Source organism: Streptomyces sp. CB02414, from assembly GCF_001905385.1.
Lineage (GTDB): Bacteria > Actinomycetota > Actinomycetes > Streptomycetales > Streptomycetaceae > Streptomyces.
Window position 1 is genome coordinate 263,634 of the sequence record NZ_LIPF01000009.1, and the last position, 13,375, is coordinate 277,008.

12 protein-coding genes are annotated in these 13,375 nt (G+C 70.3%); all 12 read right to left on the reverse strand.

What is annotated here, in order from left to right; all coding sequences use genetic code 11:
- Positions 1 to 3: 3 nt before the first annotated feature.
- Positions 4 to 1,623 (reverse strand): sensor histidine kinase, encoded by a 1,620-nt coding sequence (locus tag AMK11_RS28405; RefSeq protein WP_073730931.1) that lies wholly within the window; start codon positions 1,621 to 1,623, stop codon positions 4 to 6.
- Positions 1,624 to 1,948: 325 nt separating this feature from the next.
- Complete coding sequence (locus AMK11_RS28410) at positions 1,949 to 4,801, reverse strand: DEAD/DEAH box helicase (RefSeq protein WP_073730932.1); 2,853 nt, start codon at positions 4,799 to 4,801, stop codon at positions 1,949 to 1,951.
- Positions 4,802 to 4,871: 70 nt separating this feature from the next.
- Positions 4,872 to 5,822, reverse strand: coding sequence for a twin-arginine translocase subunit TatC (tatC, locus tag AMK11_RS28415; RefSeq protein WP_073730933.1), 951 nt, complete (start codon positions 5,820 to 5,822; stop codon positions 4,872 to 4,874).
- Positions 5,823 to 5,869: 47 nt separating this feature from the next.
- Positions 5,870 to 6,157, reverse strand: coding sequence for a Sec-independent protein translocase subunit TatA (gene tatA, locus AMK11_RS28420; RefSeq protein ID WP_073730934.1), 288 nt, complete (start codon positions 6,155 to 6,157; stop codon positions 5,870 to 5,872).
- Between the two features lie 226 nt (positions 6,158 to 6,383).
- Positions 6,384 to 6,578, reverse strand: coding sequence for a hypothetical protein (locus AMK11_RS28425; RefSeq protein WP_073730935.1), 195 nt, complete (start codon positions 6,576 to 6,578; stop codon positions 6,384 to 6,386).
- 10 nt (positions 6,579 to 6,588) lie between these two features.
- Positions 6,589 to 6,849: a hypothetical protein gene (locus AMK11_RS28430; protein ID WP_073731081.1), complete on the reverse strand. Its 261-nt coding sequence runs from the start codon at positions 6,847 to 6,849 to the stop codon at positions 6,589 to 6,591.
- Positions 6,850 to 6,878: 29 nt separating this feature from the next.
- Positions 6,879 to 7,931 (reverse strand): helix-turn-helix transcriptional regulator, encoded by a 1,053-nt coding sequence (locus AMK11_RS28435; protein ID WP_073730936.1) that lies wholly within the window; start codon positions 7,929 to 7,931, stop codon positions 6,879 to 6,881.
- An 18-nt stretch (positions 7,932 to 7,949) separates the two neighbouring features.
- A complete protein-coding gene (locus AMK11_RS28440; protein ID WP_073730937.1) occupies positions 7,950 to 8,903 on the reverse strand; it encodes a helix-turn-helix transcriptional regulator in 954 nt (317 codons plus the stop codon).
- 136 nt (positions 8,904 to 9,039) lie between these two features.
- Complete coding sequence (locus tag AMK11_RS28445; protein ID WP_003977188.1) at positions 9,040 to 9,411, reverse strand: FKBP-type peptidyl-prolyl cis-trans isomerase; 372 nt, start codon at positions 9,409 to 9,411, stop codon at positions 9,040 to 9,042.
- A 60-nt stretch (positions 9,412 to 9,471) separates the two neighbouring features.
- Positions 9,472 to 10,473, reverse strand: a complete 1,002-nt coding sequence (locus AMK11_RS28450; RefSeq protein ID WP_073731082.1) for an FKBP-type peptidyl-prolyl cis-trans isomerase — start codon at positions 10,471 to 10,473, stop codon at positions 9,472 to 9,474.
- Positions 10,474 to 10,631: 158 nt separating this feature from the next.
- Positions 10,632 to 11,993 carry a Pup--protein ligase gene (pafA, locus tag AMK11_RS28455; RefSeq protein WP_073730938.1) on the reverse strand — a complete coding sequence of 454 codons (1,362 nt, stop codon included), beginning with the start codon at positions 11,991 to 11,993 and terminating at the stop codon, positions 10,632 to 10,634.
- A 9-nt stretch (positions 11,994 to 12,002) separates the two neighbouring features.
- Positions 12,003 to 13,262 carry an MFS transporter gene (locus AMK11_RS28460; RefSeq protein ID WP_073730939.1) on the reverse strand — a complete coding sequence of 420 codons (1,260 nt, stop codon included), beginning with the start codon at positions 13,260 to 13,262 and terminating at the stop codon, positions 12,003 to 12,005.
- Positions 13,263 to 13,375 lie beyond the last annotated feature (113 nt).

A 13,375-nucleotide genomic window follows, 5' to 3' on the forward strand; every position in this document is an offset into this window, starting at 1 on the left:
CGATCACTTGAGGTTCCCCTCGTCGTCGGCCGGGGCGTGGGCCGGCTCACTGCTGCTGGACTGCTGGTGGGCCTGGGTGATGCCCGGGTACTGCTTGAGGCCCTCCCAGAAGGCGCCGATCCAGTGCCCCGGCGGGAGTTCCTCGGTCTTCTCCGGTTCGGGTTCCGGGGCGGGCGCCGGGATGCCGTTGCGGGCCCGCTCGGCGGCGAGGCGGGCCTCGCGCTCGGCGTCCTCCCGCTCCCACTTCGCCTGTTCGGCCAGGCGCTGGCTGAGCGGCATCTTGACCCGGCTGCGGCGCTGCGGGAGGCCGCCCGCCGTCCACTCGGTGACCTCCGGCACGTCGTCCTCGAAGGAGACGCCCGCCGGGATGCGGGGGCTGGTGGGACGGCGCTTCTTGGGCTTGCGCTCGGGGCCGGGGAGCACGTCCGGGCCGGGGGTGCCGATGGCGGTGGCACCGATGCCGTGGGCGAGGCCGACGCCGGGCTCGGTGGTCATCATCTTGCTGGGCACGATGAGGATGGCCCGGACGCCGCCGTACGCCGAGGCGCGCAGCGCGACGTCCATGCCGAACTGGGTGCACAGCCGGCCGACTACGGACAGGCCCAGGCGCGGGTGCTGGGCGAGGTCCTGCACGTCGGTGCCGCGCTTGGCGTCCTCCAGCAGGCCCTCGATGCGGGCGCGGGACTCCTCGCTGAGGCTGACGCCGGCGTCCTCGATCTCGATGCAGACGCCGCTCTGCACCTCGGTCGCGGTGACGTGCACCTTGGCGCCGGGCGGCGAGTAGCGGGTGGCGTTGTCGAGGAGTTCCGCCGCGGCGTGGATGACCGGCTCGACGGAGGTTCCCTTGATGTTGACCTTGGCGATGGAGGCCAGGTTGATCCGGCCGTACTGCAGGATGCGGGACATCGCGCCGCGCAGCACGCTGTAGAGGGCGACCGGTTCGGGCCACTGGCGGCCGGGCCGGCCGCCGCCGATGACGGAGATCGAGTCGGCGAGGCGGCCGATCAGCGCGGTGCCGTGGTCGATGCGCAGCAGGTCGTCGAAGACCTCGGGGTTGCGCCCGTGGTCCTCCTCCATCTCGCGGAGTTCCTTGTTCTGCTGGTGGACGATGGCCTGGACGCGGCGGGCGATGTCGACGAAGGAGCGCTCGGCGGACTCACGCATGGAGTCCTCGTGGTCGACCATCTGGCAGACCATGCGGATCAGCTTGCGCTGGGGCTCGCCGAGTTCGGCGTAGGAGGGGTCCAGCTCAGCGATGCGGCGCATCACCTCGGCGGGCGTGTGGCCCCGGCGCATGAAGTCCAGCGCGTTGGGGATGACTTCGCCGCCGAGCCGGACCATCTCGTCGTAGTGGCTCGCGGCCCGTCGTTCCAGATACGCGCTGTTGCGGGCGTGCTCCTCGCGCATCACTCGCATCTCACGGCCCCGGCGCACCACTTCGGCGCCCGCGAGGCTCACCAGCAGGGTGGCGAGGGCGCCGCACAGGCCGACGGCGAGCCGGGCCGGTTCCGTCACGAGGGCGACGGCGGCCCCGGTGGCCGCGGCCATCAGTATGGCCGGCAGCAACAGTGTGCGCGCGTAGGGAAGTTCGCGGCGCCCTGGAGGGGAATCAACACTCACCATGTAGGCCCTCTGAAAACGAATCGGCGGGGATGGGGGAGCTTGCGGTGGGGTATCTCTGGGAGTTGTCGGGATCTTCGGCGCGTGAGGAACAAACGCGCGATTTCACCCCAACTCGGTGCGCTGCGGGCGAGCTTAGTCCGAGCGGATCATCGCCGTGTCATATTCAGCAAGCGCCTGAAACGGACGCGGGGGCTGGAGTAGCCTCGGACCTATTTACACACGGAGAGAGCATTCGAACACGCACTGTAATTGGGTCCGGGTGTTCGGAATCCACGCAGCAAGAAGGCCCGGCGGTGAAACCGCCGGGTCTTCTTGACCGCGTGAGCTAGCCCACCGACGAGTAGGCGACCACTCCGCGCAGCAGTCCGTCGACCGCCTTGCGCGCGTTCTTCGGGACCGTCGATCCCTCACCCGGCGCGGCGGCCGCGACCTGGCCGAGGACGTCGATGACCTGCTTGCACCAGCGCACGAAGTCACCGGCCGGCATCTCCGCCTCGCGCAGCACCTCGTCGAGGCCCTTGCCGGAGGCCCACATGTACGCGGCCCAGGCGAAGCCGAGGTCGGGCTCGCGCTGGCCGACGCCCTCGGTCTGGCGGATCCGGAAGTCCTCCTCCAGGGCGTCGAGCCGGCCCCAGATGCGGACGGTCTCGCCGAGCGCGGCCTTGGCCTTGCCCGAGGGCACCTTGGGGGCCATCGCGTCGTCGGCGACCCGGGACTCGTAGACCAGCGCCGAGACGCAGGCGGCGAGCTCGGCCGGGGACAGCCCCTCCCAGACGCCCTCGCGCAGGCACTCGCTGGCCAGCAGGTCCAGCTCGCCGTAGAGCCGCGCGAGGCGCTTGCCGTGCTCGGTGACCTCGTCGCCGCGCAGGTAGTCCATCTCCGTCAGCAGCGCCACGATCCGGTCGAAGGTGCGGGCGATGGTGTTCGTCCGGCCCTCGATGCGCCGCTCCAGCTGCGAGGTGTCGCGCAGCAGCCGGTGGTAGCGCTCGGCCCAGCGGGCGTGGTCCTCGCGGTCCTCGCAGCCGTGGCAGGGGTGCGCGCGCAGCGCCTTGCGCAGCCGGGCGATCTCCCGGTCGTCGGCGGCCTGGGAGCGCTTCTTGCGAGCCCGCTCCGGCGGGATGTGCCCGGCCTTGGTCCGCAGCGCGGAGGCGAGGTCGCGGCGGGACTGGGGCGAGCGCGGGTTGAAGGACTTCGGGATGCGCATCCGCTCCAGGGCCTCGACCGGCACCGGGAAGTCCATCGACGCGAGCCGCTTGACCTGCCGCTCGGCGGTGAGCACCAGCGGGCGCGGCCCGTCGTGCTGCTCGAAGCCGCGGTGGCCGTTGGACCGCCCGGCGGGCAGGCCCGGGTCCAGGACCAGGGCGAGGCCCGCGTACTTGCCTGTCGGCACGTGGATGACGTCGCCCGGCTTCAGCTTCTCCAGCGCCACGGCGGCCTCGGCGCGCCGCTGGTTGGCGCCCTGCCGGGCGAGTTCGTTCTCCCGGTCCTTCAGCTCGCGGCGCAGCCGCGCGTACTCCTCGAAGTCCCCGAGGTGGCAGGTCATGGAGGCCTTGTAGCCCTCCAGGCCCTCCTCGTTGCGCTGCACCTGCCGGGAGATACCGACGACCGACTTGTCCGCCTGGAACTGCGCGAAGGAGGTCTCCAGCAGTTCCCGGGAGCGGTGCCGGCCGAACTGCTCGACCAGGTTGACGGCCATGTTGTACGACGGCCGGAAGCTGGAGCGCAGCGGATACGTGCGCGTGCCGGCGAGCCCGGCGAGGTGCTCAGGGTTCATGCCGCGCTGCCATAGCACCACCGCGTGGCCCTCGACGTCGATGCCGCGCCGGCCGGCCCGGCCGGTGAGCTGGGTGTACTCGCCGGGGGTGATGTCGGCGTGCTGCTCGCCGTTCCACTTGACGAGCTTCTCCAGCACCACCGAGCGGGCGGGCATGTTGATGCCGAGGGCGAGGGTCTCGGTGGCGAAGACGGCCTTGACCAGCCCGCGGACGAAGAGCTCCTCGACGACCTCCTTGAAGGTCGGCAGCATGCCCGCGTGGTGGGCGGCGATGCCCCGCTCCAGGCCCTCCAGCCACTCGTAGTACCCGAGGACGTGCAGGTCCTCGGTGGGGATGGAGGCGGTGCGCTCCTCGACCAGGGCGCGGACCTTGTGCCGCGCCTCCTCGTCGTTGAGCCGCAGCCCGGCGTATAGGCACTGCTGCACGGCGGCCTCGCAGGCGGCCCGGCTGAAGATGAAGGTGATCGCGGGCAGCAGTCCCTCGGCGTCGAGCCGCTCTATGACCTCGGGACGGCCGGGCGTCCACATGCGCGAGCGCTGTCTGCGCTCCCGCTCGCGGTCGGCCTCCCGCATGTGCCGGCCGCGCCGCCGGTCCTGGTACGAGGGGCGGCTGGCCTCCAGGCGGGCCATGCGCGTCAGGTCCGGGTTGACGGCCCTCTTGTGACCCTCGCCCTCCTCGAACAGGTCGTACATCCGGCGCCCGGCCAGCACGTGCTGGAACAGCGGCACGGGCCGGTGCTCGGAGACGATCACCTGGGTGTCGCCGCGCACGGTGTCGAGCCAGTCGCCGAACTCCTCCGCGTTGGACACGGTGGCCGAGAGTGACACCAGGGTCACGGACTCGGGGAGGTGGATGATCACTTCCTCCCAGACGGCGCCGCGGAAGCGGTCGGAGAGGTAGTGCACCTCGTCCATGACCACGTACCCGAGGCCCAGGAGGGTCTGCGAGCCCGCGTACAGCATGTTCCGCAAAACCTCGGTGGTCATCACGACCACCGGGGCGTCGGAGTTCACGCTGTTGTCGCCGGTGAGCAGGCCCACCTTGTCCGTGCCGTAGCGGCGGCACAGGTCGGCGTACTTCTGGTTCGACAGCGCCTTGATGGGCGTCGTGTAGAAGCACTTCTTGCCCTGCTGGAGGGCGAGGTGGACGGCGAACTCGCCGACGATCGTCTTGCCCGAACCGGTGGGCGCGGCCACCAGCACGCCCTTGCCGGTCTCGAGTGCCTGGCAGGCCTCGATCTGGAAGGGGTCGAGGCCGAAGTCGTACATCTCGCGGAACGAGGCGAGCGCGGTGGCCTGCTCGACAGCGCGTCGCCGCGCTGCCGCATACCGCTCGGCCGGGGAGAGATCCTCTGTCATCGTGCTTTCGAGCGTACCGGGCCGCACTGACAACAGGACGATCATTATCGGGATCGGCTCCGTGCGGCCCCTCCCGGGGGCGGCGACGCGTGTGCCGTCACCGCCCCGGTGTGCCTCAGGTCACGTCGTCGTAGCCGTTGACCCGGTCCTTCGTGGCCTGCTCGGGCAGGGCGCGGGCGGTGGTCACGGGCTCGATCTCGCCGATGTCCTCGGGCGTGAGGTCCAGCTCGGACGCCTCGTCGTCGTCGGGCTCGAGGGCCTCGCGACGGCTCCTGCGGCGGTCGTTCAGCAGGGAGACGGAGACCGCGGCGAAGTACAGCACCCAGATCGGCCCGGCCAGCATGACCATCGTCAAGGGGTCGGTGCTCGGCGTGGCGATCGCCGCGAACAGCGTGATACCCATGATCATGGCACGCCACCAGCCGAGCATCCGCTTGCCGGTCAGCACTCCGGTGAGGTTGAGCATGACCAGCAGCAGGGGCAGTTCGAAGGAGAGGCCGAAGACGATCACCATGCGGGTGACGAGGTCGAGCAGCTCGTCCAGCGGCAGCAGGTTGTCGACGTTGCTCGGCGTGAACTCGATCAGCACCTTCGCCGAGGTGGGCAGCACCGCGTAGGCGAAGTAGGCACCGATGAGGAAGAGCGGCGCGCCGGTGGCGACGAACGCGTAGGCGTACTTCTTCTCGCTCTTGTGCAGGCCCGGGGCGACGAACGCCCACAGCTGGTAGAGCCAGACCGGGGAGGCCAGCACGATGCCGGCCGTCAGGGACACCTTCAGGGCCAGGGTGAAGGGACCGAGCAGACCGTTGAGGGTGATCTGCGCGCACGGCTCCGAGCCGGCCTTCGCCTCGGCCAGTTCCGCGAACGACTTCTCGCAGCCGATCGACTCGAGGATCGGCTCCGTGAGGACGTTGATGATCTCCTCGTAGAAGAAGGCGGCGACGACGGTGACGGCGACGATGGCCAGCAGGGCCTTCGCGAGCCGGTTGCGGAGCTCACGAAGGTGCTCCGCGAGGGGCATCCGCCCCTCGGGGTCCCTCTCCTTGTTGCGGGCAGACTTCAGCAACCCACGTTCCCATCTCGTGCGGCGGGCCGGAGGTCACCGGCCCTGCGTCAGCGCTTGGTCGTGTCCGTCGGCTCGGTGACCGGCCGGGAGCTGGTCACGTCGCCGGGGGCGGCCTGGATGGTGCGCTTCGCCGCGGACTGCTCGGGGTTGGGCGGATCCGCCGGAGCGGAGTCGTCGGACTTGCTCTCGCTCTTCATCGCCTTGGCCTCGCTCTTGAGGATGCGGGCGGACTTGCCCAGCGAGCGCGCCATGTCCGGAAGCTTCTTCGCGCCGAACAGCAGGATGATGACGACGAGGATGAGAATGATCTCGGGGGCGCCGAGCCTTCCGAACATAAGTCTTTACCTTCTCACCGAGGCGGCTGGGTGGGGGTGCTGTCCGACCGGTCGGACATGCGTCCGATCGATCGTCTTGTGCAGCGATCGTAACGCTCAGGGGTGAACGTGAGGCAATCCCCGTGCGTACTCCCGTCCGCGGCCGGGCCTCGTTTTCCGGTCCGCGACGAGCAGCGTACCTTCAGCGACCTGTGACGTGACAGGGCGAAGTGCCCCAAACCGCGGGTCACAGCGCGTCCACGGCGCGGGTGGCGCTCTCGGTCGCGCGTTCCAGGTCCTCAGCGGCCCGGCTGATGCGGTGGGCCGAGTCCGTCACCTGCCGCCCCAGGCGCTGCGCCTCCACGAACACCTTCACGGCGAGCACCGCGAGCACGGCGAGAGACACAAAACCCACGGCAACCGCGAACATCGGCCAGAACATGACGTCGAGCCTAGACCGTGGAGTGCAGCCGAAGGGTCCTGACCCCGCCGCCCGTGAGCAGCTCCACGACCCGCTCCCCCGCCGGCTTGCGCACGGCGGAGCCGCACTCGGGGCACGTGAACGAGTAGAACGTGGTGCGGCTCGTGGCGCCGATCGCCAGGCGCAGCGCGCTCGCGGCGAGTTCGAACCGGCCGCGGCAGTCCGGGCAGCCGGCCTTGAACACGACCGGAGGGACGCGTCTCATGCCGGCGAACGCGGTCGCCGCCGTCATGCCCGCCGCACCCGGCCCCACGGAGTCGCTCACAGTTCCCGCTCCCGCCCCTCACGCTCGTGCCGTCCCTCACCCGTGCCGCGGGACGCTCCGGCCGCCTCGATCCCGTCGTACGCCGCCAGCGCATCGCGGGCCGCCTGCCGTGCGCTGCCGGCGAGCTCCGGCGGCGAGACGATCCGGCCGTCGCGCCCAAGCCGCAGCGCCAGCCGCCGCAGCGAGGCCGGGTCGGGCGTGCGCAGGGTGATACGCAGTCCGCCGTCGGGAAGTTCATCGGCGCTGTCGTGCGGGTAGTACTCGGCGACCCAGCGTCCGCCGGGGCCGACCTCGATCACGACCTCCGGATCCTCGGCGGCGGGCTGCACCAGCCCCTCCGACAGGTCCCGCAGCTCCACCTCGGGCGGCGCGGACGGCTCGTCCAGGATGCGGATCTCGGCGACCCGGTCGAGCCGGAAGGTGCGCCGGGCCTCGGAGCGGCGGCACCAGGCCTCCACGTAGGTGTGGCCGACGCTGACCAGGCGGATGGGGTCGATCTCGCGCTCGGTGACCTCGTCACGGGCCGGCGAGTAGTAGCGGATCCACAGGCGGCGGCGCTCGGAGATCGCCCGGTCTACATCGGCGAAGACGCCGCCCTCGGACTCGAAGGTGACGGACAGCCGCGAGCTGGCGCCCGCGGCCTCGCCGGCCGAGGTCTCCACCTTGGCCGTCGCCCGCAGCAGCGCCTGCCGGTCACTCTCCCGCAGCCCCGGCAGGGTCGCCACGGCCCGGGCGGCCACCAGCAGCGCGGTCGCCTCGTCGGCGGCCAGCCGCAGCGGCTCGGCGGCGTCCGCGCCCAGAGCGGCCGGATTGTGCCACCAGATGCGCTCGCCGTCGGTGTCGATATCGAGGAGGTCGCCGCCGCGGAAGCTGGTGCCGCACATCGGCAGCACATCGAGGTCGGAGACCAGCTCGTCCTCGGTGATGCCGAAGGCGCGCGCCACGTCCTCGACCCGGGCGCCGGGGCGCTCGCGCAGATACGTCACCAAGGACAGCATCCGCCGGGTCTGGTCGATGGCGTTCACGGGCCTGACCGGTTTGCCTGCCACTGTGTTGTCCGCTCCCCCTCAGCCCTTGGCCACGGCACGCAGCCGGTCCACCACGTCCGCGCGCAGCTCCGCCGGCTCCAGCACCACCACGTCCGGCCCGAACTCCACCAGCCACGCGTCCAGACCGTGCCCGTACGGAATCTGCAACTCGTCCCAGCCGTCACCGAGTTCCCGCACCACGGTCGCCTTCGCCCGAAGGGGGTAGCCGGCGCCCGTGCGCAGCCGGATCAGCGCGGAACGGTCGGCGGTCTCCCCCGCCCAGCTGGCGACCGTCTCGCGGACGGTGACCACGTCGGGCACGGGAGCGGTGAACCGCGCCCCGCGCGAGCGCACCTTCCCCGTGATCCGGGACAGCCTGAAGACCCGTTCCGCGCCACGGTCCCGGTCGAAACCGGCCAGGTACCAGTGGCCGCGCCAGCACTCCAGGGCCCACGGCTCCACGTGCCGGGCCTCGGGCTGGGCGGCGTTGGCCTTGCGGTAGTCGAAGACGACCGGCCGACGGTCGCGGCAGGCCAGCATCAGCGGCTCGAAGGCCGCCTCGTGCACCGGGATACGGGGCTCCAGCGCGCTGTGCGCCTCGTACGGGTCGACGTCCTCGGGCAGTCCGGCCGCGCGCAGCTTCTGCAGGGCGCCGCTGGCGGCACCGGCGAGGCGGGCCTGCTGCCACACCTTGGCGGCGAGTCCCAGCGCGGCGGCCTCCTCGGCGTCCAGGGTGATCGGCGGCAGGCGGTTGCTGTCGCGGCGGGCCAGGTAGCCGACCTCGCCGTCGAGGCTCTCCACGGTCTCGATGACCAGCCCGAGTTCCCGCAGGTCGTCCTTGTCCCGCTCGAACATGCGGTTGAAGGAGTCGTCGGAGCCCGCCTCCAGGTAGGCCTCGATGGACTGGCGCAGCTCACGCTTGCTGAGTGGCCGCCGTGTCCCCAGCAGACACAGCGCCAGGTTCATCAGCCGCTCGGCCTTGGCAATGGCCATCGACGCCCTTCTCCCTATGGTGCTTACGACGGATGACCGTACCGCCCCGCGGCGGCCCCGCAAAAGCCGAGGGCCCATGCCCGGACGGGCATGGACCCCAGGTGACCGGCTCTGATCGCTGTCCCTCGGACTCCGATCAGACTCCGAGCAGATCGACCACGAAGATCAGCGTCGAGCCGGGCGGGATCGCCGGGGCCGGGCTCTGGTCGCCGTAGGCGAGGTGGGCCGGGATGGTCAGCTGGCGGCGGCCACCGACCTTCATGCCCTGCACACCCTGGTCCCAGCCCTTGATGACGCGGCCGCCACCGAGCGGGAAGCGGAACGGCGCACCGCGGTTCCAGCTGGCGTCGAACTCCTCGCCCGTGCTGAAGGTCACGCCCACGTAGTGGACGGTCACGGTCTGACCGGCCTCGGCAACCGGGCCGTCGCCCTCCCAGATGTCCTTGATCTCGAGGTCCGCCGGGGGCTCGCCGCCCGGGAAGTCGACCTCGGGCTTGTCGATGCTCACGTGTTCAGCTCCTGCTTGTCTGCGAAAAGGCAACGTCCCCAAGTCTTACATCCCGGGGCGTCACATCTTCGCGAGGATGTCCACGGAGAACACCAGCGTGGAGTCCTTCTCGATGCCGCTGCCCTGCGGCGGGTTGTCGCCGTAGCCCAGGTCCGGCGGGATGACGATGAGGACGCGGCTGCCGACCTTCTTGCCGGTCAGGCCCTGCGCCCAGCCCTTGACGACCTGCTGGAGCGAGAACGACGTCAGCTCCTTCCTGCCGTACGTCGAGTCGAACTCCTTGCCGCCGTCCCAGACCACGCCCTTGTACTGCACGAGCACGCTGTCCTGGGCGCCGACCTCCGCGCCGTCACCCTCCAGGACGTACTCGGCGACGAGCTTCTTCGGCGCGTCGGCCTTCGGCACCTCGATGGAGGGCGCCTTGCCGTCGGTGTTGGTGCCGACCTTGGGCAGTGCGGCGTCGTCCTGAGCGGCCTCCTTGCCCTTGGCGGAGCTCTTCGCGTTGAACGTGTCCTGCACGTCCACGACGAAGACCAGCGTGTCGTCGCCCTTGATGCCCGCCTGCTCGTTGCCCTGCTCGCCGTACCCGTAGGCCGGCGGCACGGAGAACTGGACGCGGCTGCCGGTCTTCTTGCCGGCCAGCGCGTACCGCCAGCCGTCGATGATGCTGCCCTGGGCGAGCTGGATGATCAGGGGTGTCTTGCGGTCGTAGGAGTTGTCGAAGACCTTGGCGCTCGTCCAGACCTGGCCCAGGTAGTTCGCCGACACGAAGTCGTTCTCCGCGACGGCCTTGCCGCCGCCGGCGATGACCGTCTTCACCGCGAGATCCTTGGAGGGGTCCCCGCTGCCCTTGGCGACCGTCGGCTTCTCGTCGAACTTCGTCCCCGCGGTGATCGCCGGCAGCGGGCCGTCGACGATCTTCGGGGGCGGCGGTGCCGACGTGCCCGACGCCTCCGGCGTCGCGCTGTCGCCCGCGCTGCTCGAGCCGGAGTCTTCGTCACCGCAAGCGGCGAGCGTGACCAGTCCGGCGGGGACGGCGATGAGGAGTGAGCGTCGACGCACGGTGGGGGCCTCGTATCGGTGTCGGTCGGTGTTCATGTCATGAATGGCGTGCGCGCAACTCTACGGCGTGAGAAGGGCACCGTACGGCTAACGTACGGTGCCCTTGTGACGTTCCGCCCTTTCACGGGAGAAACATCCGTCTCACCCTTCCGCCGGGCTCACATACCGGCGATCAGCTTCTCCACCCGGTCGTCCACCGAACGGAACGGGTCCTTGCACAACACCGTGCGCTGCGCCTGGTCGTTGAGCTTCAGGTGGACCCAGTCGACGGTGAAGTCACGGCGCTGCTCCTGAGCACGCCGGATGAAGTCGCCGCGCAGCCGCGCCCGAGTGGTCTGCGGCGGCACCGACTTGCCCTCGAAGATCTTCAGGTCGTTGGCGACCCGGGCGGCCTGGCCCTTCTTCTCCAGCAGGTAGTAGAGACCACGACGGCGGTGGATGTCGTGGTAGGCGAGGTCTATCTGCGCGACCCGCGGGTGCGACATGGTCATGTTGTGCTTGGCCCGGTACCGCTCCAGGAGCTTGTACTTCATGACCCAGTCGATCTCGGTGTCGATGCGGTCGAGGTCCTCGGTCTCGATCGCCTCCAGCGTGCGACCCCACAGCTCCAGCACCCGCTCGACCGTGCCCGTGCGGATGCCGCGGCGCTCGCAGAAGTCCACGGCCTTCTCGTAGTACTCCCGCTGCACCTCCAGGGCGGACGCCTCCCGGCCGCTGGCCAGACGCACCTTCCGCCGCCCGGTGATGTCGTGGCTGACCTCGCGGATCGCCCGGATCGGGTTCTCCAGGGTCAGGTCGCGCATCACCGTGCCCGCCTCGATCATGCGCAGCACCAGGTCGGTGGCGCCGACCTTGAGCAGCATCGTCGTCTCGGACATGTTCGAGTCACCCACGATGACGTGCAGCCGCCGGTAACGCTCGGCGTCCGCGTGCGGCTCGTCACGGGTGTTGATGATGGGCCGGGAACGCGTCGTCGCCGAGGAGACGCCCTCCCAGATGTGCTCGGCCCGCTGGCTGACGCAGTACACGGCACCACGCGGTGTCTGCAGCACCTTGCCCGCACCGCACAGCAACTGCCTCGTCACCAGGAACGGGATGAGGATGTCCGCGAGCCGCGAGAACTCCCCGTGCCGGGCCACGAGGTAATTCTCGTGACAGCCGTAGGAGTTGCCGGCGGAGTCGGTGTTGTTCTTGAAGAGGTAGACGTCGCCCGCGATTCCCTCCTCGTGCAGGCGTCGTTCGGCGTCCACCAGGAGTCCTTCGAGAATGCGCTCGCCCGCCTTGTCGTGGGTGACGAGTTCGGTCACGTTGTCACATTCGGGTGTGGCGTATTCCGGATGCGATCCCACGTCGAGATAGAGGCGGGCCCCGTTGCGCAGAAAGACATTGCTGCTGCGGCCCCATGACACGACACGGCGGAAGAGGTACCGCGCCACCTCGTCAGGCGACAGGCGGCGCTGTCCCCTGAACGTGCACGTGACGCCGTACTCGTTCTCCAGCCCGAAAATGCGGCGGTCCATGACTGAACATTACGCCTGATGACCCGAACTGAAACGGGGTTCGACGGCACGGTTTGGATCATTTTCCGATGAAGCCGCAACCACCGCCGCCCGCACGGGAGCTGCGAGGACCCTCCCGGTGCACATCAGGACGAGCAGCGACACACCGCCGGCCGCCGCGGGCACCGCGAACCCCCACAGCGCCCCGCCGTGCTCCACGACCGGCCCCGCGAGACCCGTCCCCACCGAGGCACCCACCGTGAAGGTCGTCACCAGCCACGAGAACGCCTCCGTCACCGTGCCCCGCGGCGCGTGCACGTCGACAAGGACGAACGCACAGGCGATGCACGGCGCCAGGAACACACCCGCGACCACCGTGAGCAGCACCATGGCCACCACACCCGGCATCAGCGTCAACGGCAGGTAACACACCGCCAGCAGGGCCACCAGCAGCCGCAGCCGCCGCGCCGGCTCACCGGTCCACTGCCGCGCCCCGTACACGGCACCGCCCACCAGCGCACCGAGCCCGAGCGCGGCCATCAGCCAGCCGTAGACGGCGTCACCGCCGTGCTCGTCCGCGTACGGCACGGACGCCACGGTGATCGACCCGAGCGCCATCCCGATGAACAGGAAAGCGCCCAGCAGCGCCAGCAGCCCCGACGAACGCAGGGCACCCAGCCAGTGCGCCTCGCGCGGCGCCGACCGCCACGCACGCGACGGCGGCGACACCACCACGGACAGCGCCCCGAGCACACCCACCGCGTTCAGCACGAGCAGCGCCACCTGCGGCGACCACAGCGACACGCACACCGTCACCAGCAACGGCCCGACCGTGAACATGACCTCCTGGGCCACGGCGTCCATCGCGTACGCCGTGTGCACCTGGTCCTCCTTGCGCAGCACGCTGGGCCACAACGCCCGCAGGCCGCCCTCCAGCGGCGGCGTGAACAGCCCGGCGGCACCCACGGCGAGGTACGCGACGGCGGCCTGCCCGGTACCGGCGAAGGCGAAGACGCCCATGGCCAGCGCCGACAGCACCGCGGCCGGCAACTGCACCCGCGGCTGCCCGTGCAGGTCCACCAGCCGCCCCAGCACGGGCTGGCCCACCGCGTTGGCGACGCCGTACACCGCGGCCAGCGCACCCGCGAGGCTGTACGAACCGCCCTCCGCGCGCACGAACAGCACGATCGCGATCGCCGCCGTCGCGTTCGGCAGCCGCCCCACGAGCGTGCCGACGAGCAGCCGGACGGCGTGCCGCGCCCGAAGAATGTCCAGGTACCCGGCGACCACGACAGCCCCTTCCGAACGAGCCCCACGAGGTTTTACGTATAACGTGTTCCGTCATACGTACCATGGCGGCTGTTCACGAGTCCAGACGACCAGACGAAAGCGCAGGCCGAACG